Annotated in this window: 18 protein-coding genes; 12 read left to right on the plus strand and 6 right to left on the minus strand. The window is 65.4% G+C overall.

Going from position 1 to position 19627, the window contains the following annotated elements; genetic code table 11:
- Nucleotides 1-7: 7 nt before the first annotated feature.
- The 3 genes from IDT60_RS04110 to IDT60_RS04120 all read right to left on the minus strand — a co-directional run bounded on the left by IDT60_RS04110 (nucleotide 8) and on the right by IDT60_RS04120 (nucleotide 6692).
- A complete protein-coding gene (locus tag IDT60_RS04110; RefSeq protein WP_191080960.1) occupies nucleotides 8-3652 on the minus strand; it encodes a TM0106 family RecB-like putative nuclease in 3645 nt (1214 codons plus the stop codon).
- A 90-nt stretch (nucleotides 3653-3742) separates the two neighbouring features.
- Nucleotides 3743-4939 (minus strand): TerC family protein, encoded by a 1197-nt coding sequence (locus tag IDT60_RS04115; protein WP_191080961.1) that lies wholly within the window; start codon nucleotides 4937-4939, stop codon nucleotides 3743-3745.
- A 37-nt stretch (nucleotides 4940-4976) separates the two neighbouring features.
- Nucleotides 4977-6692, minus strand: a complete 1716-nt coding sequence (locus IDT60_RS04120; protein ID WP_191080962.1) for an ATP-dependent DNA helicase RecQ — start codon at nucleotides 6690-6692, stop codon at nucleotides 4977-4979.
- Nucleotides 6693-6944: 252 nt separating this feature from the next.
- On the opposite strand from IDT60_RS04120, the gene IDT60_RS04125 reads away from it, so the two are divergent.
- Nucleotides 6945-9260, plus strand: coding sequence for an FdhF/YdeP family oxidoreductase (locus IDT60_RS04125; RefSeq protein WP_191080963.1), 2316 nt, complete (start codon nucleotides 6945-6947; stop codon nucleotides 9258-9260).
- 72 nt (nucleotides 9261-9332) lie between these two features.
- Here IDT60_RS04125 and IDT60_RS04130 read toward each other — a convergent pair whose 3' ends face one another.
- Entirely contained in the window at nucleotides 9333-9665 is a 333-nt protein-coding gene (locus tag IDT60_RS04130; protein ID WP_191080964.1) for a DUF6457 domain-containing protein, read from the minus strand.
- Nucleotides 9666-9810: 145 nt separating this feature from the next.
- Here IDT60_RS04130 and IDT60_RS04135 point away from each other — a divergent pair, with 145 nt between their 5' ends.
- From IDT60_RS04135 to IDT60_RS04165, 7 genes are all read left to right on the plus strand, one after another.
- Nucleotides 9811-10569 (plus strand): CPBP family intramembrane glutamic endopeptidase, encoded by a 759-nt coding sequence (locus IDT60_RS04135; RefSeq protein ID WP_223883876.1) that lies wholly within the window; start codon nucleotides 9811-9813, stop codon nucleotides 10567-10569.
- Between the two features lie 53 nt (nucleotides 10570-10622).
- Nucleotides 10623-11474 carry a hypothetical protein gene (locus IDT60_RS04140; RefSeq protein WP_164201976.1) on the plus strand — a complete coding sequence of 284 codons (852 nt, stop codon included), beginning with the start codon at nucleotides 10623-10625 and terminating at the stop codon, nucleotides 11472-11474.
- 112 nt (nucleotides 11475-11586) lie between these two features.
- Nucleotides 11587-12768, plus strand: a complete 1182-nt coding sequence (locus IDT60_RS04145) for a serine hydrolase (RefSeq protein ID WP_191080966.1) — start codon at nucleotides 11587-11589, stop codon at nucleotides 12766-12768.
- A 71-nt stretch (nucleotides 12769-12839) separates the two neighbouring features.
- Nucleotides 12840-13187, plus strand: a complete 348-nt coding sequence (locus IDT60_RS04150) for a GNAT family N-acetyltransferase (RefSeq protein ID WP_191080967.1) — start codon at nucleotides 12840-12842, stop codon at nucleotides 13185-13187.
- Between the two features lie 25 nt (nucleotides 13188-13212).
- Nucleotides 13213-14592 (plus strand): MFS transporter, encoded by a 1380-nt coding sequence (locus tag IDT60_RS04155; RefSeq protein ID WP_223883877.1) that lies wholly within the window; start codon nucleotides 13213-13215, stop codon nucleotides 14590-14592.
- A 115-nt stretch (nucleotides 14593-14707) separates the two neighbouring features.
- Nucleotides 14708-15175: an SRPBCC family protein gene (locus IDT60_RS04160; protein ID WP_191080969.1), complete on the plus strand. Its 468-nt coding sequence runs from the start codon at nucleotides 14708-14710 to the stop codon at nucleotides 15173-15175.
- A 113-nt stretch (nucleotides 15176-15288) separates the two neighbouring features.
- The gene (locus IDT60_RS04165; RefSeq protein WP_191080970.1) at nucleotides 15289-15612 is read left to right on the plus strand and encodes a hypothetical protein; all 324 of its coding nucleotides are present in this window, start codon (nucleotides 15289-15291) and stop codon (nucleotides 15610-15612) included.
- Nucleotides 15613-15640: 28 nt separating this feature from the next.
- Here IDT60_RS04165 and IDT60_RS04170 read toward each other — a convergent pair whose 3' ends face one another.
- A complete protein-coding gene (locus IDT60_RS04170; RefSeq protein ID WP_191080971.1) occupies nucleotides 15641-15958 on the minus strand; it encodes a hypothetical protein in 318 nt (105 codons plus the stop codon).
- A 61-nt stretch (nucleotides 15959-16019) separates the two neighbouring features.
- Complete coding sequence (locus IDT60_RS04175; RefSeq protein ID WP_191080972.1) at nucleotides 16020-16769, minus strand: GAF and ANTAR domain-containing protein; 750 nt, start codon at nucleotides 16767-16769, stop codon at nucleotides 16020-16022.
- Nucleotides 16770-17194: 425 nt separating this feature from the next.
- Between IDT60_RS04175 and IDT60_RS04180 the strand changes: the two genes are divergently transcribed.
- From IDT60_RS04180 to IDT60_RS04195, 4 genes are all read left to right on the plus strand, one after another.
- Nucleotides 17195-17572: a VOC family protein gene (locus IDT60_RS04180; RefSeq protein WP_191080973.1), complete on the plus strand. Its 378-nt coding sequence runs from the start codon at nucleotides 17195-17197 to the stop codon at nucleotides 17570-17572.
- 211 nt (nucleotides 17573-17783) lie between these two features.
- On the plus strand, nucleotides 17784-18131 hold the full coding sequence (locus IDT60_RS04185; RefSeq protein WP_191080974.1) for an iron chaperone: 348 nt from the start codon (nucleotides 17784-17786) through the stop codon (nucleotides 18129-18131).
- Nucleotides 18132-18158: 27 nt separating this feature from the next.
- Nucleotides 18159-18659 carry a DUF664 domain-containing protein gene (locus tag IDT60_RS04190; RefSeq protein ID WP_191080975.1) on the plus strand — a complete coding sequence of 167 codons (501 nt, stop codon included), beginning with the start codon at nucleotides 18159-18161 and terminating at the stop codon, nucleotides 18657-18659.
- Between the two features lie 13 nt (nucleotides 18660-18672).
- Nucleotides 18673-19578, plus strand: a complete 906-nt coding sequence (locus tag IDT60_RS04195) for an alpha/beta fold hydrolase (protein WP_191080976.1) — start codon at nucleotides 18673-18675, stop codon at nucleotides 19576-19578.
- Nucleotides 19579-19627: the final 49 nt, after the last annotated feature.

Genomic DNA, 19627 nt, shown 5'->3' on the forward strand with positions numbered 1-19627 from the left:
CACGAACTTACCCTGTTGTGCGCGGGCTGAGGCCGATGAAGGCGCCGAGCTCCTCCAGTACCGCGGGTTTGGATGGCATGTAGTTGGTCAGCTCCGGTGACCGGACAATCACGGCACGCCATTGGCCTCGGGAGACCGCCACGTTGATCCGGTTGCGGTTCAGCAGGAACTCGGCGCCGCGCGGAGCCTCGGCCACCGCGGAACAGGCCATGGACACCAGCACCACGGGCGCCTCCTGGCCCTGGAACTTGTCCACGGTGCCTACCCGGACGCCTGCGAGGCCGGCCAGGTGGAGGGCCTGCCGGATGAGCTGGACCTGGGCGTTGTACGCGGCCACCACCAGGATGTCCTCCGGCGTCAGCGGCCGGGCGGGCTTGTCGCCGCCGGGAATCCATTTCAGGCCGATGTGGCGCTGCGCCTGGCGGACCACTTCGGCCGCTTCCTCCGGGGAGGACGTGGTGTTCGCGCTGTGCGTCACGAACACGGTTTCGACGCCGGCGGGCAGCTCGGCGAGGCTGCGCTGGGACGCGGCCGGCGCCGCTTCCAGCTTGCCGTCATAGCTGAGGGCCGACACGGCGCGGCACAGGTCGGGATGCATGCGCCAGCTGTCGGCCAGGAAGTAGCCAAGGTCCTCCGGCAGCGTGGCATGGCCGGCGGCGAGCCAGCCCAGGGCCGACTCGTCCACTGGTTCCGGGTGCGAGCCCTGGGTGACCTGCGGCAGCTGCTGCGGGTCGCCCAGGAGCAGGAGGCGCTTGGCGGAGCGGGCCACAGCCAGGGTGTTGGCCAGCGAGAACTGCCCCGCCTCATCAATCACCAGCAGGTCCAGGGAGCCGACGGGGACGGACTTGCCGGTCATGGTCCAGGCCGTGCCGCCCACCAGGGCGCCGCCCGGGGAGGCCAGCAGGGAGGCGACGTCCTCGTCCTTCGTTTGACGCCACGGCACCCTGTGGTCCGTGGCCAGTCTCTTGGCTACCCGGGCCGGATCCACCCCGGCCGATTCGATGGCGGTGCACAGCATGTTTTCCACCACGGCATGGGATTGCCCCACCACACCGATCTTCCAGCCGTGGGCTACCAGCCGCGCAATGACATGGGAACCGACGTAGGTCTTGCCTGTCCCGGGAGGGCCCTGGACGGCAAGGTAGGACTGGTAGAGGTCCAGCAGCGAGGTAGTGATGGCCGTGATGTAGTCCACTGCGCCGGCGCTGTCCGTTCCCACTCCGGCCGGCGACGGCCGCGTCCGGAAGCGCGGCGGGACCTTGCGCAGGATGTCGACGCCGGGATGTTCCGGAAGGACGGGCACCGAAGCCCCAACCGTCCGGGCAAGTTCGGCCAGCGCAGCTTCGATGCTCGCGGTCCGGACCGGCTGATCCTCGGTGAGGGCTATCGGGATGTGCGGGTACGCGGGGACCTTGCCGGTTTCCTTCTCAACGATGGTGATGATGCTCTGTCCCGGGATCTTCGGATGGTCCTCCACTTCTGTCACCAGCGTGCCGAACGTGAAGCCGCGGCCGTCGATGTTTCCGGAAGAATCCTCGAGTCCTTTGGGGACAGGCGAATCGTAAAGCCGGCACCACGTGCTGCCGGGCTTGAAATCCGAGCCTTCGCTCATGGCCCCCGTCAGCCGGAGGGTGCGGGTGCGCATCCGCACCGTCGGTTTCGCCAGAGCCCAGTCCGAGACCACCTCGGCGGTGTCCACCACAAACACGTTCCGGTGGTCCCGCCAGTGGTCGATCTCGGACTCCGTGCGGTCAAAATGCTCCCACCAGAACTGCTTCCGCTCGCGCCGGTGGTACCCGGTGGCGGCGGCCACCATGGCGATGGCCCGTTCGTCGCCGGTCCAGGGCCTGGTGTCCGGGAGGCCCGCCAGGAACTCCTGGAGCCTGCGCTCCTCCTCCGGCGTGGGTTCCGCTTCAACAACATCAGGCAGGAGCGGAACCGGGCCGCCGCCGTCGTGCGTGGCAGCCGTGCGGGCGGAAGCGGGACTCGCGGCGCGGAGTCCCAAAAGCCAATCCCGGAGCCGGAGGGTGGAGAGGCAGTCGTACTCGTTGTAGTCCGAGATGGAGGCAAGGACCTTGGAAGCTTCGGCGGGATCGCCCCCGTCCCGGGCTGCGCAGAAGGCGGCGTAGGCCACCACAGAGGCGCCGGCGTCCTTCACCTCGCCCGAGCGCAGGTTGTCGCCCATGTAGAGCGGCTCGAGTTTCTTGATGGAGTACGAGGGCTCGGAAATCCGCAGCGAATGCCGGGCGATGGCGTAGAGGTCCACGAGCACACCTTCGCGGAGCCAGTTGTCCACGATGTCCTCGCCCGCCAGGTGCCGCACGGACAGGTTCCGCAGCGCCGATTTCTCGTAGGCGGCGTAGTGGTAGACGTGCATCTCCGGATAGCGTGCGCGGCGCTCCTCCACGTAGGCCAGGAAGTCCAGGAAAGCCTGCCGCTCTTCGTTGCGGGAATGCGCCCAGAAAGGCCGGAACACGGGCTTTTCGGCCGCTTCGGCGGCGCTGCCGGCCGCTGTGCCGAGAGGCGCTTCGATCACACCGAACAGGTACTCGAGCCCCCACTGGCTGGTGGCCGGATCCTGCCAGAGGGGATCGCCCTCGAAGTCGAAGAAGATGTCACCCGGGCTTGGCGCCGGAATACTCGCCAGGGCGTTCTCCGGCAGGACCTTGAACGTGACTGTATGGTCTTCGCCGTCCTTGGTGAACGTGCGGGAACCGTCGGGTGCGTCCAGGCCCAGCTGCATCCGGGCCTGGTCCCGGAGCCTGACCAGCGAGCCGATGGCCTTTGCCGCGGGGAGGCCGGCCAGCGCATCGATGGTGGTGATGCCCTCGGCGATGAGCTTCTTGCGCCGGATGGTGCTCATGCCGCCCACCATCAGGAGGTCGCGGTGGGCCTGCACCTGCTCGGCGCAGTAGTTGCACCGGCCGCAGTGGGTAACGCCCGGCTGCTGCCATTGCACCGGCGGTTCCCCCTTCCGGTGCGCAGCGGTCAGGTGCCGGAACCTGGCGCGGCGCTCGCGGAAGACGGGCAGCAGGTCCGGCAGGGAATGGTGGCTGCGGACGTAGTCGCCATCCACCACCGCGCCCAGCACCAGGGTGACCCGCGGCGACGGGTCCAGGCCCATCCCGAGGAGCTGGTCGCCGTAGGCCGCGAGCTGCAGGAGCGCGCCGACCTTGGCGTGCCGGGCCAGCTTGGTGTCCCAGACTTCGTACCGGCCAGGCGTGCCGGTGCCGGCTGCCTCGTTGACGATGAAGTCTGCATAGCCCAGGAATTCGCCGTCGAAGAAGGTTGCCTGAAAAACGACGTCGGCCCCGGCACGGAGGGCCAGCTCGGTTTCGGCGTGCTTGGCCACAAGATTTCCCCGGGTGTTGTCCCCGCGCTCAAGGGAGTAGACGCCGCTGCCGCGGCCCGCATCCCAGGCGCCGTACTGCGCGACCAGGCCGGCCAGGACCTTTGCCTCGTGCTGGTCGCCGAGCGTCCCGGCACGGCGCTGCATCTCGTCGTCGGGAAATACAGCCTTGGGGGACCGGCCCAGTTTCTCGTCCAGGATGCGAAGCGTGCGGTACTCACACTCGCTGGCGGCCACCAGATCGCTGGCGGAAAACACCAGGTCCGGTGGTGCGCCGGCACCGGCGGAATCGAGCAGGAACACGGGGGCCTCCCTATCGGGCTACCTGGCCCGGAGAGGGTTCCTCCGGCCATGATGTGAATCTATCAACAGGCACTGACAACGCGGGCGGAATCAGGAATTCGCGGCGCGGACCTGGGCCTTGTCATGCTCGATGTGGGCGCTGCGGAGGAGCTCCAGGAACTCGGTCTCATTGCGGATGAGCCGCTTGTACTTCTCCGGCAGGCTGCGGATCTGATCCTCTTCGCGGCACATCGCGGCGAAGATCTTGTCCCTCTCGTTCATGTCGGTCTCGTAGTTGAGGTCCAGGTATTCGATGGCGTGCCGCTTGGCCCCGGAGACTGCGTTTTTGGCTTTGCCCTTGGGGCTGAACAGGGACGCCAGGATGGTCACCACCAAAACGCCCAGGATCACACTGAGGGACACAGCCGTGCTGACCTCCACCACGCTGACGTGTTCGCCCTCGTTAATGAACGGCAGGGTGTTCTCGTGCAGCGCGTGCAGGATAAGTTTCACGCCGATGAAGCCCAGGATGGCCGCGAGGCCGTAGGACAGGAAGATGAGCCGGTCCAGCAGTCCGTCGATCAGGAAGAACAGCTGCCGCAGTCCCATCAGCGAGAAGGCAGTGGCGGTGAAGACGATGTACACGTTCTGCGTCAGGCCGAAGATGGCCGGAATGGAGTCGAGGGCAAAGAGGATGTCGGTGCCGCCGATGGCCACCATCACCAGGAGCATGGGCGTGAGGACGCGTTTGCCGTTTTCCGTGGTGAAGAGTTTGTCGCCGTCGTAGTGTGCCGACGCCGGGAGGTACTTTTTGGCGAGCCGGACCACCAGGCCATCGGAGTCGTCGTCGTGGCTGTCCGGTTTGAGCAGGTTGCCGGCGGTGATGAGCAGGATGAGCCCGAAGATGTAGAACACCCAGGCGAAGCTGTTGATGAGCGCGGCGCCGAGGAAGATGAAGGCGGTGCGGGCGATCAGGGAGAAGACGATGCCGAACAGCAGCACTTTTTGCTGGTCCGCGCGGGGGACCTTGAAGCTGGCCATGATGATGAGGAAGACAAAGAGGTTGTCTACGGACAGGGCCTTCTCCGTGACATAACCGGCGAAGTATTCGGTGCCCATGGTGCTGCCGCCAAACACCAGCACGCCGAGGCCGAAGAGGATGGCGATGCCCACGTAGATGGAAGACCAAATGGCCGATTCCTTCAGCGACGGGGTGTGGGCCTTCCGCACATGGAAAAAGAAATCGAAGGCCAGGAGGCCAACAATTCCGGCGATGGTCAGGGTCCAGACAAAGGAAGAAACTTCCACGTTGGGGGCCTTTCGTTGGAGTCTTCCTCCAGCGTACCTAAGCAGGCTTCAGAAGTTTCCGCTTCATGACGGCCTCCCGGGAGAGCGTTTTGTAGCCTTCCCGCTCGAACAGGACGGTGATGACGTCGTCCTCGTAGCGCATCACCAGCCCGGCTCCCCACTTTTTGTGGGTCACCGGGGATTGAAGCGGAAACGGCACATCGGCAGCATTGCCGGGCACGCCGCCGTCGCGCGTTACCGCCTGCGGTTGCAGCGCACCGTGCCGCGTGCCGTCGTTGCAGGTATCGCAGTTGCCGCACGGTTCCGGGAGGTCCTCGCCGAAGTATCCCAGCAGGAACTGGCGGCGGCAGCCGTCAGTCTCGGCGTAGCCGCGCATCATGTGGAGCCGGGACTGGTCCGCCCGCTGCCGCGCTTCGGCGAGCTCGACGGCGCGTTGCACCAGTGCGGCCGGTTTCGCTTTGGAGGTGAGCCGGACGCCCCGCTTGCCGGAGGTGACGGCACCGGCGTCCTGCAACTGATTCAGGAGGCCGGTCATCCGGCGGGGCTTAAAGCCGGTGAGGACGGCGAGTGAGGACGCGAACACGGGCCCGTCCGCCGTTCGCAGGGCCTTGAGAACTGCCAGCAACGCCTCCGGGTCCGGGTTGTGGGTGCCAAAGAACTTTCGCAGGCCCAGGTCCTCGGCGCGGTAATGGAGAACTGCCGACGCCGGCTGGCCGTCGCGTCCGGCCCGGCCCAGCTCCTGATAGTACGCATCCAGGGATTCGGGAATGTCCGCGTGGATCACAAACCGGACGTTGGGCTTATCAATCCCCATCCCGAACGCCGTGGTGGCCACCACCACATCCAGTTGGTCGTCCATAAACAGGTCCAGGATCCGCTCGCGGTCTGCGGCGGCGCGGCCTGCATGGTAGGCCTCGGCACGAAGCCCCGCCGCCAGCAGCTTGGCGGCGTACTTCTCCGTGTCCTTGCGGGTGGCAGCGTAAAGCAACCCATGCTGCCGTTTTCCGGCGCCGGTGCCGGTGCCGGTGCCGTGTCCGAGGACCAGGGCGACGACCTGGTCCACCACCGCGCGGCGTTTTTCCTTCTCCTCATGGTGCCTGACCACGTCCAGGGTGATGTTGGGCCGGTCAAAGCCGTGGACAAGGACCAGCGGATCCTTCATGCCCAGCCGTTCCGCAATCTCCTCCCGGACGGGAGGGGAAGCTGTGGCAGTCAACGCGGCGGCCGGGGGATTGCCCAGCTGCTCCCGCACCGTTCCCAGGGTCAGGTAATCGGGGCGGAAATCGTGTCCCCAGGACGAAACGCAGTGCGCCTCATCCACCACAAAAAGTGCAGGCTTGACAGCTGCAATCCGCTCCACTGTTTCCTTCCTGGCCAGCTGCTCGGGCGCCAGGAAAAGGAAAGCGGCGCGGCCGAACTCGACTTTCTGCCACGCATCCTCCACTTCCGCGTCGGTGTGCGAGGAGTTGATGGCGACGGCGGCATCCTCGCCGAGTGCCTCGGTGAGCCCGTCGACCTGATCGTCCTGGAGGGCGATCAGGGGCGAAACCACGACGGCGGGGCGTCCCGTTTCCCGGTGGAGGTGAAGGGCCGCCACCTGGTAGATCGCGGACTTGCCGTAGCCGGTGGGCATCACGGCCAGGACGTCGCGGCCGGTGACGAGCGCGCCCATCCCGGCGAGTTGACCGTCACGGAGCTTTGGCAGGGAGAAAGCGGAGGTAGCAAGCGCGCTCAGCGCAGGATTCTCGGACATAAACGCAGCTCCGGAGGGTGGGTCCTGGGGCCGCTTGCTTCAGCCGTGGTGACCAGCCTACGCGAGGCGGCGTCCCGGCGTCGTCCTCCCTATCAAGGTGACGGCGGATTTATGGGGGTGACGGCACATCCGGTTCCCGGTGGCTGGCGTTTTCCTTGACTTCCGGGGGCCCCTGAACAAGTGTGGGATGAGACTGGTGCGCCGCTGTGAAACCCGTGGGCGGGCACAGGCTTCAATCAAGGAGAGTCCAACGTGGCACGCAAAAATCCGAAGGTGGAAGAGGTTAACGAGGCCGACATCGAGGTCACGGGCCACCCGAAGACGTGGGTCGCCGGGGTTCCGGGCGTGTACCACTCGATGGAACCCGCCCTGACGCATATGGGCGTGAGCCGGGCCGCGAAGACGCTGCTGGCACTGAACCAGAAAGACGGCTTCGACTGCATGAGCTGCGCCTGGCCGGATCCCGGCCACCGCAAGACTTTCGAGTTCTGCGAGAACGGTGCCAAGGCTGTCACCTGGGAAGCAACGCCGGTGGTGATCGGCTCCGAGTTCTGGGCCGAACATCCCGTGAGTGAACTGCGGCAGCGGTCAGAGTACTGGCTGGGCATGCAGGGCCGCCTCACCGAGCCGGTCTACAAGCCTGCGGGGGAGGACCACTACCGCCCGGTCAGCTGGGATCAGGCGTTTACCATCGTCGGGGACAAGCTCAAGGGACTCGCCAGCTCGGACCAGGCCACGTTCTACACCAGCGGCCGGACCTCCAACGAAGCAGCCTTCCTGTACCAGCTCTTTGTCCGGGCGTACGGCACCAACAACCTGCCGGACTGCTCCAACATGTGCCACGAATCCTCCGGCTGGGCGATGGGCCAGACCATCGGCGTCGGCAAGGCAACCATCGCCTACGACGACTTCGCCAAGGCGGACCTGATCATCATCATGGGCCAGAACCCGGGCACCAACCACCCCCGGATGCTCACGGCCCTGGAGGAGGCCAAGGAGGCAGGGGCAAGCATCGTGGCCGTGAATCCTCTGCCCGAGGCCGGGCTGATGCGCTACAAGAACCCGCAGAAGGTCAAGGGGATCGTGGGCCGGGGCACCGACCTGGCCGACCAGTTCCTGCAGGTGCGGCTGGGCGGCGACATGGCCCTGATGCAGGCGGTCTCCAAGCGCGTCCTCGACGCCGAGGCTGCCAACCCGGGCACCGTGCTGGATCACCAGTTCCTCGCGGAGCACTGCGAGGGGCTGGAGGAGCTGCAGGCCCACCTGGCCGGGCTTGATGAAGCCGCAGTCCTCAGGGCAACGGGCCTGCGTGCCGAGGAGATTGACGAGCTCGCGGACCGCTACCTGCGGGCAGACAAGGTGATCATCACCTGGGCCATGGGCATCACCCAGCACAAGAACGCCGTGGCCACCATCAAGGAAATCATCAACCTGCTGCTGCTGCGCGGCAACATGGGCAAGCCCGGCGCCGGCGCCTCGCCAATCCGCGGGCACAGCAACGTCCAGGGCGACCGGACCATGGGCATCTGGGAGCAGATGCCGCCGGCCTTTATGGACGCCCTGGGCAAGGAGTTCAGCTTCGACCCGCCGCATGAGCACGGCATCGACGCCGTGGAAACCGTCCGGCAAATGCGCGACGGCGGGATCAAGGTTTTTGTGGCTATGGGCGGCAACTTCGTGGGAGCCATTTCGGACACCGACGCGGCGTTTGCGGCGATGGAGAACACCGACCTGTCCGTCCAGATTTCCACCAAGCTGAACCGCTCGCACACGGTGACCGGGGCCGAAGCGCTGATCCTGCCCACGCTGGGCCGTACCGAGATCGACATGCAGGAATCCGGTGCGCAGTTTGTCTCCGTGGAGGACACCGTCTCCGCAGTGCACGCCTCGCACGGCACCGTCAGGCCGGTGGCACCGGACCTGCTGTCAGAAGTTGCGATCGTCACCAGGCTGGCGCGGAAGGTGGTGGGGGATTCAGTCCAGGCGGACTGGGCCGGGTTTGAGAAGAATTACGACCTGATCCGGGACCACATCGCGCACGTAGTCAGTGGCTGCGAGGACTACAACCGCAAGATCCGGCAGGACGGCGGCTTTGTGCTGCCCAACGGGCCCCGGGATTCGCGGGAGTTCAACACGCCAACGGGTAAAGCCATGCTGACAGTCAACGAGCTGGAGCACGTAGAGCGGCCCGCCGGCACCCTGATCCTGCAGAGCATGCGCTCGCACGACCAGTTCAACACCACCATCTACGGCAATAACGACCGTTACCGGGGCATTAAGAAAGGCCGCGAGGTGGTGTTCGTCAGCCCTGAAGACCTGGCCGAACTGGGGCTGAACGACGGACAGCACGTGGACATCCACGGGATTTACCAGGACAACGTGGACCGTGTCCTGCGCAACTTCCGTGTGGTTTCGTATCCCACCGCCCGCGGCTGTGCTGCCGCGTACTACCCCGAAGCCAACGTGCTTGTTCCGCTGGACAGTGTGGCGGAGGGCAGCCAGACGCCCGTTTCCAAGGCCGTGATCGTCCGGCTGGAGCCGGCCGCGGTGGCGCCTGCCGTCACATAAGCGGGCCTGAGCCGCACAGGCGGTGCCGGCCAGCGCCGCTTATGCGGTTCGGACCGTCTGTGCGCCAATTCCCTACTGCCCGGTGTCTGCCCAGCCCTTAGCCGCCGGGCCGCCGTCGTGACCGTCCTCGCAGAGCCGGGACGCGACGTCGGCCGCTCTGGTAATTGCCGCGGCTGATGAAGCCTTTGAGCCAGCGCCGCCCTGGGTGCCGGCGTCGAGCCCTGCGGCATAACCCACCAGGAACGTGGTCACCGGTGCGGCCGCGTGGATGACGGAGTCGGCAGATTTCCTGGCCAGGTCAAGCAGGATGTCCTGGTCGACTTCCAGGTCCAGGATCTGCAGTGCCTGGGCCAGCCGGTGGGTCCACTGGTCCAGGACCTGCGCTTCGTTCTCGTCAACGGGCATGGGGTTCTCCTTTGTCGCTGGTGGTTGATTCAGCAGAGACCACCAGCCTATGTGCCTCGCCTTTGGGAGGCGAGACCGTGCGCCTATAGGCTCAAGGCGCGGGGGCAACTGTTCCTGCATGCCTGTGCGCGACGGGGGAAGCCGCATGAACACCATTCACCACCTGGACCCGGCATCACAGGCACCAATGGCTGAGGGCCCGGACGCCACGGCGATCACACTCGGGCAGGCGTTCCGGGTGCTGTTGTTCGTGGGGCTGTACGTCGCGGTGCCGGCGGCCGGAATCCTGGCTGTGGGCCTCCTGCGCCTTGTTGACTTCACCCCGGCTTCGTTGATCTTGGCGGTCCTCGTCGGCGCCACCGCAGCCGCCATGCTCGCGCTGTACGTCCACCTGATCCGAAAATATGGGCTCAGCGTCGGCGATCTGGGCTTCCGGCGCCTCTCGCCACGGATGTTCCATCTGCTGTGGCAGGTTCCCGCCGCCATCATCGCTTCGGCCTGCGTTCAGGGAATGTCATTGGCTGCTTTTGGACAGTTCGGTCTGGACACGTCCGCAGTGGGCGCCTCCAATAGCCCGCTGTCTCTGGTGACCGGCTTGCCCGTTGCGTTCATAATCCTGGCCGTCGTTATTGCTTCCGTGCTCACGCCCCTGTGGGAGGAAGTTCTGTTCCGGGGTGCCATCCTCAGCGGCCTCCTGCGCCGGTTCGGGCCGTTCCTGGCGGTTGTGCTGTCCGCTGCGGTCTTTGCGTCCGTCCACCTGGTGGTGCTCACCTTTCCGTATCTCTTCTGCTTAGGCATCGCGCTGGCGCTCCTGCGCACGTTCCACCGGAATCTTTGGGCACCGGTGGTCCTCCACGCCGTCAACAACGGACTTGTGGCGCTGATCGTTGTGACAGCGCTGTGAACAGCCAGGGGAGCAGCCAAGCTGCGGGTCAGACAACCAGCCAGACCACCCTCGTGGGGCGGGGAACGGCCATGCTCGGCGGAGTGTTCACGGCGGCGTGGGTCATTGCCGGGGCGGGGTTGCTGGCCACAATTGGTATCCTGCTCACCATCCCGACACTCGGTTTCGCTCCAGGGAACCCGTGGGCCGCCTCCGTCCTCTACATTGCGGCGCCGGGACTGCTGATTCCGTTCTCGCTGTACCTGTTTGCCCGTGCAGGCCGGTACTGGCTGGACGGAAAGGGGAACTGGTTCCGGCCCGCCGGAAAAGAGTTCGCCTACCGGCTGAGCCTCTCGCTGGCATTTGGCTTGGCGGGCCTGGCCGCGTGCATGGCCGGGCTCGCACCTTTCGAAGACTTCATGCCGGGCAGCTGGGACAGCGCCGGGGACCTGTTTGTCGGCGCGTTCGCGGCCCTGTTCTTCCTGGCGATCCTGATTTCGGCTGTGGCGGGGGCGGCCTTCATGGCCGGCTGGAAGGCCGTTCCCGCGGCCCTGTTGGTTTCCAGCGGATTCGGCGCTATCTGCGTTTATGCGCTGACCGACGGGAACGCCTGGGAAATTGCTGCCTACACGCTCCTGGCGGCGTCCGTAGCGTGGTTCTATGCGATCGGCGTCGAAACCGGCTGGGTTCCTGACTATCACCACGGGGTTCTGGGCCACTGGCTGACCGGGGTGCTGGCCGCTGCTGCGGTTGCCACGGCGATCTGGTGGGGCGTCGGCTTCCTGCCGTTGGCCGGACTCTGCGTCCTCGCTGCCTGGATTCCCCTGCAGCTGCCCGTAACCAGCGGAGCGGCCCATCGTGTGCCTGAAACGCGGCCCCCGAAGCAACAGCGCACCCGGCGGAAGCGAAATCGCGGACGGAGTTGAGGGGGCGGCGCGTCCTTGACACTCCTGCGAGCCCTGAGGAATATCGAAGATGCCGGTGCAACTGGCGATCTTCTGAAGTGCAGCTGCCGACCGGCCCCTGAAGGGAGTCGGGATGCAGGCTGTTGTTCGTGGTTTCATCGCCTCCCGCCTTATTGCCGTGGCGGCTGCAGCCGGGCTGGTGGCCTCGCTCGGAAGCTGCACCAACGCGACCGCACCGTCCGGCCAGGAGTCGGCCGCTGTCCATTCCACCCCTGGCGCTACAGCCCGGCCGGCGCCTGCCTTTGTGGCGGTGCTGAAAAAGTACAGCGAGGACCTGCGCGCGGGGGGAGCCACCGCCGTCGTCATTCAGATGAAATCCAGGGTGGGGGAGTGGTCCTCGGCCGAGGGTGTCCGCAGCCTTGAGGGCAATGAGCCTGTTCGGCTGACAGACCAGACCCATATCGGCGATATCACCATGACCATGGTGGCGGTTTCGGTCATGAAGCTCGTGGAGGAAGGCAGGATCAAACTGGACGACCCCATCCAGAAATACCTGCCGGACTTCGAGACCATCATCAAGCCGCCCGGGCCGGTCAGCATCCGAAACCTTCTCAGCCACCGGTCCGGAATGCCGCACTACTGGGATTACCCGGCGGACCTCGGCAACCGGCGGTTCACGCATGAGGAGCGTTTGGGCTTCGCTGCGGCCCTCCGCTGGCGTCCGCGGCAGTTCCCCGCCTATCGCTACTCGAACACCAACTATTCGGCGCTGGCGCTCCTTGTCGAGAAGCTGCGGGGAAAGGACATCGGTACTGTCATCGCCACGGACAACGTGAAACCGCTGGGGCTGAAGGACACCCTTATGTCCGGCGGCACCCCCGGACCGCAACGGATGATCCACGGCTACACCAAGGAAAAGGGCGAACTGTCAGAGGGCACGCTTGCTCCGTTCCACGCAGGTTCCCCCGACACGGGGATGATTTCCACAGTGCCCGAGCTCAACACCTATTTCGCCGCCCTGCAGAAAGGGACGCTGCTGACGCGCCAGAGCGTGGAGGAGGTGCATCATCCGAAATATGAAGAGTTCGGCCTGGGCGTGGTCCGCCGTTATGACGAATGCTCCAACAATGCCTACTTCGGCCATATCGGAGTGGTGCGGGGGTACGCCGCGCTGGCCCTGATCAGCGCAGACGGGTCCCGCCAGGTTGCCATGACGGTGGCCCGCGCACCATCAGAAGAGCTGATTGGTTTTGATGACCCGCAGTCCATCGAGATGTCTGAAGCGGCGGTGGAGGCTCTCAACCTGGCCTGCTAGCCGGCGGAGAAATAGTGACACGCATTCCGCGGTTAGGCTGTAGCAGACGCCTACAATCCGAGGAGATCTCCGTGAATGATGTGACCATCCGCCACAACCCGGAGCGGCACCGCTTCGAAGTCCTCACCGGCGGCGTTGTTGTTGGTAAAGCCGCGTACAGGGATTACGACGGCGGCAGCGCACCGCAGCGGATCTTCTATCACACCGTGATCAACGAGGAATACGGCGGCCAGGGGCTCGCAGGCAAGCTCGCGAAAACGGCGCTCACAGACACAGTCGCCGCGGGCCGGGCCATCGTCCCGGTCTGCCCGTACATCAAGAAATACGTCCGCAAGCACCCGGACTATGCCGCTGCCACGGTGGCTGTCACCCCTGCCCACCTGGAATTCCTCAACACGGCCCTGGCGGCCCGGGCCTGAGCCCGGGCTGCAGCAGAAGTTTTCCGTGAGCCATAAACCCCGGACCGGGCTGGCCGTCGCCGGCCTAAGCCTGGGTACGGCGCTGAACCCGCTCAACTCGTCGATGATCGCGGTCGCCCTGGTGGTGCTCCGCACGGACTTCGGGCTCGACGTCGCCACGGTCACCTGGGTGATTACCTCCTTCTACCTCAGCTCCGCTGCTGGCCAGCCGCTGATGGGCAAGCTCGCGGACAGGTTCGGTCCGCGCCGGATGTTTATGCTCGGCATGGGACTGGTGGCGGTGACCTGTGCGCTCGCTCCCTTTTCGCCGAACTTCGCGTTGCTCTGCGTTGCCCGGGCCGTCATGGCACTGGGCACGGCCACGGCATATCCCAGCGCGGTGGTGATGGTGGGAGCCATCGTACGGGAGGCCAGCGCCGGGCAGCGGTCCAAGGCCGAATCGTCGCGACCGCTGGGCTATATCCAGATGGCCAACACGTCTGCGGCGGCTGTGGGGCCGGTCATTGGTGGCCTGCTGGTGGGCTTCGTCGGCTGGGAGGCCCTGTTCCTCATCAACGTTCCCTTGGCGTTGGCGGCGTTGCTGATCGTGCGGCAGGCGGCTCCGGCAGATGCGGCACGGGAACGCGGGAGCTTCCTGGCACTGGTCCGCGACTCGGACATTCCGGGCATCCTGGGTTTCGTCGGTTCCCTCCTGCTGGTGATGATGGCACTGCTTGACGTGGCGCCCGGTTACCGCTGGTGGCTGCTGGGTGCCGGAACCGTGATCGCTGCACTGTTTGTCTGGCGTGAACTGGGCTTCAGCCCGCCGTTCCTGGACCTGCGGCTCCTGGGCCGGAACCGGCCGCTGATGCTCGTGTACGTAGGTTTCGCCGTATTCAACAGCGTCTACTATTTTGTGTTCTTTGGCCTGCCCCAATTGCTCCAGGAATCGGCGGGCTACAACCCGGGCGTGGTCGGCCTGCTGATGCTGCCGCTGGCCGCCGCCTCGGTCCTTGCCACCCCGTGGGCCGTGCGGGCAATGGGAAAGTTCGGCGTGCGGCGCGTGCTGATCGCCGGTGTCGTTCTCCTTGCTGTGGCAGCCGCCCTCATGGGGCTCCTGACCGGCTCGCTGGCCATCCCGCTGGTCCTGGCACTCACGGCGCTGATGGGTGTTCCGTTCGGGGCGGTGAGTATTGCCTCAAACCAGGGCATGTTCGTCTCCACCCGCCCGGAGGAACGCGGAATCGCCGCAGGTATCTTCCAGACGTGCCGGTATGTGGGTGCCATTACGGCGACGGTGCTGATCGGGGTGTTCGCGGCCGGCGGCGTGGATCAGGCGAGCTGGGGGCTGATGGTGGTGGCCATGCTGGTCCTTAGCGTGGTGGCTTTCGGCGTGACGCTCTTGTGGCGGGAGCGGCAAGGCTAGCAACTGCCCGGTTTTCAGGACTTCAGGCGGGCATGATGAACAGGTGGTGAACACAACATGAGGTGCCTGGGCGGGGTCTGGCGGGTTGCCTGCGACGTCCGTTTATGATGGCCGCATGGCACCTTACGAAGTCACCCGCAGCGCCCTCATCCCTGCCCCGCCGGAAGAGGTGTTTCCGCTCGTTAACAGCTTTCTGGAGTGGACTAAATGGTCGCCGTGGGAGAACGTTGATCCGGAGCTGGACCGTTCGTATTCCGGTAACGACGCCGGCGTTGGCGCACGCTATGCCTGGAGCGGCAACCGCAAGGCCGGCAGCGGGACCATGGAAATTGTTGAGTCCGATTTCCCCCGGAGCATCAAAGTGAGGCTCGAATTCATCAAGCCGTTCAAGGCCGTCAACCCCACGTCGTTCGCCTTTACGCCGTCCGACGGCGGCACGCTGGTCACATGGCGGATGACCGGCGAGAACAAGGGCCTCGCGAAAATCTTTGGCCTGTTTATGAACATGGACAAGTTCATCGGGGCCGACTTCGAACGCGGTCTTGCCGCACTCTCCACCGCTGTGAGGGCTAAGACAGCCTGACCCTTCCCCGGGGGCGGGCAAACCGTTTGTTCTTAGTGGGCATGCGGGGGCGCAACGGCCGGCGTCGGCCTCCACCCATGGTGATCGGTGCGCCCCGCGCCTATCGTGGAGCCATGGCTGATACTTTTGCGTCCTTTGTGGAAACCTTCAAAAACGTTGGCGTCGCCAAGGCGTACGGCCCGCCCGTCACCGTTGCCGGGGAGGAGATAGTCCCCGTGGCCTTGGTGACGTTCGGGTTCGGTGGCGGCGGGGAAGGCGGCGAGGGCGCGTCCGGCGGTGGCGGTGGTGGCATGGTGCTGCCGCTGGGTGTGTACGGAAGTTCCGGCGGCCGCGCGGCGTTCCGCCCCAACACCGTTGTAACTTTGGTGTGCCTCGTCCCGGTGATCGCCGTCGTGGGAGCCGCCGTCCGCGGGGCCATCCGCGCTGCGAGGTCCTGACCCGCGCCCGGTCAGCCGTGTGCGTCCATTATCCGGCAGACCGCCGGTTCCGCGCCTGGCGCGCCAGCCGGAGGAAGGCGTAGAGGAAGACGGCCTCGATCAGCAGCATCAGGCCCAGAAGCAGCCACTGGCCCTGGGCGACGAATACGATCGCCCCGGTGACAACCAGCGTGGTACCGAGGCCCAGCGCGTACAACGCGAATCCGAGCGCCACCTTTGCGCTGCGCACGCCTGTGCGGAAGCCGAAGCCCGCCGGTTCGCCGCCCGGGTAGCCGGGCACGCGGTCGGGGGCTGCCGGCCTGAGCCTGTCGAACTCCTCCCAGGGGTCCGCATCGGGATTGGTCATGCCTCCATTATCCCGCTGTGACACCCCGGAATTGCTGTGCCGGACTCCCACGGCGGGCAGCTCACGCCCGCCTGCGGTTGCGGACAGGAATCTCGCCGCTGCCGGTGAGGTGGTCGGCTACGTCCCGGAGTTTGGTGTTGGTCTCAGAGCTGGCCCGGGTCAGCACCTGGAAGGCCTGCTGGGAGGTTATTTTGAACCTTTCCATCAGGATTCCTTTGGCCTGGCCTATGACGTCACGCGTGTCCAGGGCCTGGTTGAGCTGGCTGATTTCCTGCGCATCGGAGAAAGCGACCGCTCCGTGGGACGCGACCAGTAGGCCGGCCTGTTCTGATTCCTCGTCAAAGACGTCCACGTCTTCCCCGTAGAGGTTGAGGGCGCCCAAATTATCGCCTTTGACGAAGAGCTGGAAGCAGAGCATGCTGCGGGCACCGGCATCGGCTGCCGCCTTTGCGAAGCGGGGCCAGCGTACCTCCCGCTGCATGTCAGGGACCCGGACAATCCGTTCCGCATAGGCGGCGTCGATGCAGGGGCCCTCGCCAAGGGCGCTTTGCAGCTCATCGATGATCCTGGGGAGTTCGCCAGAGGCTGCTTGCGAGTGAACGGTTCTTCTACCCCTGACAAGGCTGATAGAGGCTGAGGTAACGTGCGGTATCAGGGCCAAGGCAGCGTCAACGATGTCAGCAAGGAGTGCATCGGTATCTTCTTCCTCCTGAAGCTCCCTGGCAAGATCGCTGAGCCGCCCGGCGAGGCTGGTTTCCACCGCCGGTTCCTGCGCAACAGCGTCCTTGGTGTCCCCGGTACTGGAGGCCATATGCCCCACCCTCATCCTTCATTTGCTAAGCCCTTGTATTTTCAGGAACGCAACCATGGCGATCTCTGCGGCCGGGCAACACAGGTGGGCCCCTGAGGTTGCCGTTCCTAATGGAATAGTCCCACCAGATCTTCTCTTCAGGAAGACCGTCGCAGGCAGGGCTCGGGTCCGGTGACCGGTCGAAAGGCTGCACTGGGACGTAGAAATCCCCTATTTCCGTAGGCGCCTCTTCGGTTCCATAATGGCCACATAAGCTTCGGGGACCCTCGCGCCGATGATGGCTGGCGGGGCGTTGCAGAGTCCCAGGTGGCCGCCCCGGCACTTGGCGCAGAGGGTGGCCACGCGGCCCCGGGACAAGGATGGTCCGGGACTGAACCCGGGGGAGAGCACCGCCACCAACGCGAAAAGGCACGAAGGAAATCATCATGCTCAAGGATCGAACCATCATGGCTGTCCTTCCCGCAAAGGACATCAACAGGGCGAAGGATTTCTACCGGGACAAGCTGGGACTGGAACCTTCCGAGACGGTGGAGGACAGCCTGGTTTACCTGGGTGGCAACGGAACGGGCTTCCTGATTTACCAGACGGAGAATGCCGGAACGGCCAAGAATACCCAGATGGGTTGGGACACAGACGACATTGATCGCGAGATGGAGGAGCTGCGTGGCCGCGGCGTCGTGTTCGAAGAGTACGACATGCCTGGCTTGAAGACAGAAAACGGCGTCGCCACCAACGAATGGGGGAAGGGTGCCTGGTTCCTGGACAGCGAGGGAAACATTCTTAACCTCTCCCAGCGGGCTTAGTTCCAGCCTGAGCTGAGCGGAAGACGCGCTCAGCGGGCCGCGTTTGCCGCCGGGCAAACGCGGCCCGCATCACGGGCTCATGCCGGCGAAGTCCAGGATCTTCAGGCAATTAGTCCGCGCCCGCCGTCGCGCCTGCATTGCGGCGGGACAGATGCCGGGAGGTCAACGCCAGGGGCAGGATCAGGAACAGGCGCGGAATAGAATGAGCGCCATGGGTTCCGTAGACGATTCCTTGGCCGGCCTGCCGGAGCCTGAACGCGGCTGCCTGCAGCACGTCGGCGATATAGCCCGGGCCGTGGTGCCCGAAGCGACGGAAGGCATGAGTTACGGCATGCCAGCCTTGAAGTATGAGGGGAAACCGCTTCTCGGAGTGGTCATGGCCGCCAAACACCTCTCCGTTTTCCCGTTTTCGCCGGCGGTGATTGACGCCGTCGCCGCCCGCCTTGAGGGATACTCGCTGTCCAAAGGGACCATCCGCTTCACCGCGGAGCATCCTCTTCCTGACGACGTCGTGGAGGATATCGTCCGCCTCCGCCGTGCTGAGATCCTTAATAAGTAGCGCCGCGATTCACGTGAGGAGGATCCAATGGAATCCAAAGAGCTGTTGCTGGACGCGTTCGGCCGGATCCGGGAAACCGTGGAGACCACGCTGGAAGGGCTCGACGACGGGTCCCTGGTCCGGCGTCCGGCCGGAAAGGGGAACTCGGTTGCGTGGCTGATTTGGCACCTCGGCCGGGTGGAAGATGCCCAGGTAGCATCCGCAGCCGAACTGGAGCAGGTCTGGACTTCACTGGACTTCGTGGCACGGTTCGGCCTGCCACTGAGTGCCCGTGACACAGGGTACGGCCATTCGTCGGAGCAGGTGGACGCCGTGCACGCCCCGGCGGACCTGCTGCTCGAGTACTACGATGCCGTGCACCGCCAGACGGTGGGTTTTGTAACGCCCCTTACTGATGAGGACCTGGACCGGGTGATTGACAAGCGCTGGGACCCGCCCGTCACACTTGGCGTGCGGCTGGTCAGCACCATCGCGGACTGTCTCCAGCATGTGGGGCAGGCTGCCTATGCACGGGGGCTGAAAGCTTAGGAAGGCGAAGCCCATGGCTGATCAACCCGAGGCCGTCCTTCACGACGGTTCCACTATCGCCGTCACCGTCGGGGGCGACGGCCCCGCCATCCTCCTGCCGGTCAGCCCGGCGACCCACACGGCGGCGGAAGCGGAGACGCTGCGCCAGTGGGGAGCGGACCCTGACCTGGGGCCAAACCTCATGACCGGGCTGGCGCCGACAAACCGCGTCATTGTGGCCGACTATGAGTCCCACCGGATGGCCAACCCGGCGCCGGCAACACTAACGCCGGATAACATCGCCGCAGATTTCCTGGCCATTGCCGATTCCGCCGGCGCTGAAAACTTTGCCTACTACGGCTATTCGTGGCTCGCGCTCAGCGGCCTGCAGCTGGCACTCCGTACGGACCGGCTCAAGGCGCTGGCCATGGGCGGCTTCCCGCCGGTCGAGGGTCCATACCGGAGTATGCTGGCAGTCACCCGGGCAGCGCACGCTTTCTCCGTGAAGGCCGCCGAGGAATCAACCGGACCGCTGCCGGAACCGGAGCCCGGTGACTGGGACTCGGTGTCCGTCCGGACAACCGAGGCACAGACCCGGCAGTTCGTCACGCTGTACGAGGCGCTGCAGGACTTCGACGACGGTGCGGCGGTGCTGGCGCCTGGCCGGCGCCGGGCTGACAAGCATCTACGGCACAGGCTCCCGCCATCAGTCCCGTGCCTCGCGTTCGCCGGGGCGGAGGACCATATCGACTACAAGCCCGTGTGGGGCGGCGTGCGGGTGGCCATCGGGGAGCCGCTGGCAAGGCACCAGGGTGCACTGATGGAGGCGGGCTGGGATGTTCGGATCCTGCCGGGACTTGACCACATGGGCGCCATGCACAGCGCTGTGGTGCTGCCCCTCCTGACCGACTGGCTGCAAAAGTCCGGGTGGACGAAATAGCGGCCGCAGGCAACGCCACCGGTGCCCGCAGCCGCTGCCGGCGTCCTTT

Origin of the sequence: Pseudarthrobacter sp. BIM B-2242 (assembly GCF_014764445.1) — a bacterium.
Classification (GTDB): Bacteria; Actinomycetota; Actinomycetes; order Actinomycetales; family Micrococcaceae; genus Arthrobacter; species Arthrobacter luteus_A.

Coding starts and splice junctions, on each gene's coding strand:
- IDT60_RS04145 (WP_191080966.1), top strand. CDS start 11,587: ATGCAGGCTGTTGTTCGTGGTTTCATCGCCTCCCGCCTTATTGCCGTG.
- IDT60_RS04160 (WP_191080969.1), top strand. CDS start 14,708: ATGGCACCTTACGAAGTCACCCGCAGCGCCCTCATCCCTGCCCCGCCG.
- IDT60_RS04170 (WP_191080971.1), bottom strand. CDS start 15,958: ATGACCAATCCCGATGCGGACCCCTGGGAGGAGTTCGACAGGCTCAGG.
- IDT60_RS04190 (WP_191080975.1), top strand. CDS start 18,159: ATGGAATCCAAAGAGCTGTTGCTGGACGCGTTCGGCCGGATCCGGGAA.
- IDT60_RS04135 (WP_223883876.1), top strand. CDS start 9,811: ATGAACACCATTCACCACCTGGACCCGGCATCACAGGCACCAATGGCT.
- IDT60_RS04165 (WP_191080970.1), top strand. CDS start 15,289: ATGGCTGATACTTTTGCGTCCTTTGTGGAAACCTTCAAAAACGTTGGC.
- IDT60_RS04195 (WP_191080976.1), top strand. CDS start 18,673: ATGGCTGATCAACCCGAGGCCGTCCTTCACGACGGTTCCACTATCGCC.
- IDT60_RS04185 (WP_191080974.1), top strand. CDS start 17,784: ATGGGTTCCGTAGACGATTCCTTGGCCGGCCTGCCGGAGCCTGAACGC.
- IDT60_RS04120 (WP_191080962.1), bottom strand. CDS start 6,692: ATGTCCGAGAATCCTGCGCTGAGCGCGCTTGCTACCTCCGCTTTCTCC.
- IDT60_RS04180 (WP_191080973.1), top strand. CDS start 17,195: ATGCTCAAGGATCGAACCATCATGGCTGTCCTTCCCGCAAAGGACATC.
- IDT60_RS04175 (WP_191080972.1), bottom strand. CDS start 16,769: ATGGCCTCCAGTACCGGGGACACCAAGGACGCTGTTGCGCAGGAACCG.
- IDT60_RS04130 (WP_191080964.1), bottom strand. CDS start 9,665: ATGCCCGTTGACGAGAACGAAGCGCAGGTCCTGGACCAGTGGACCCAC.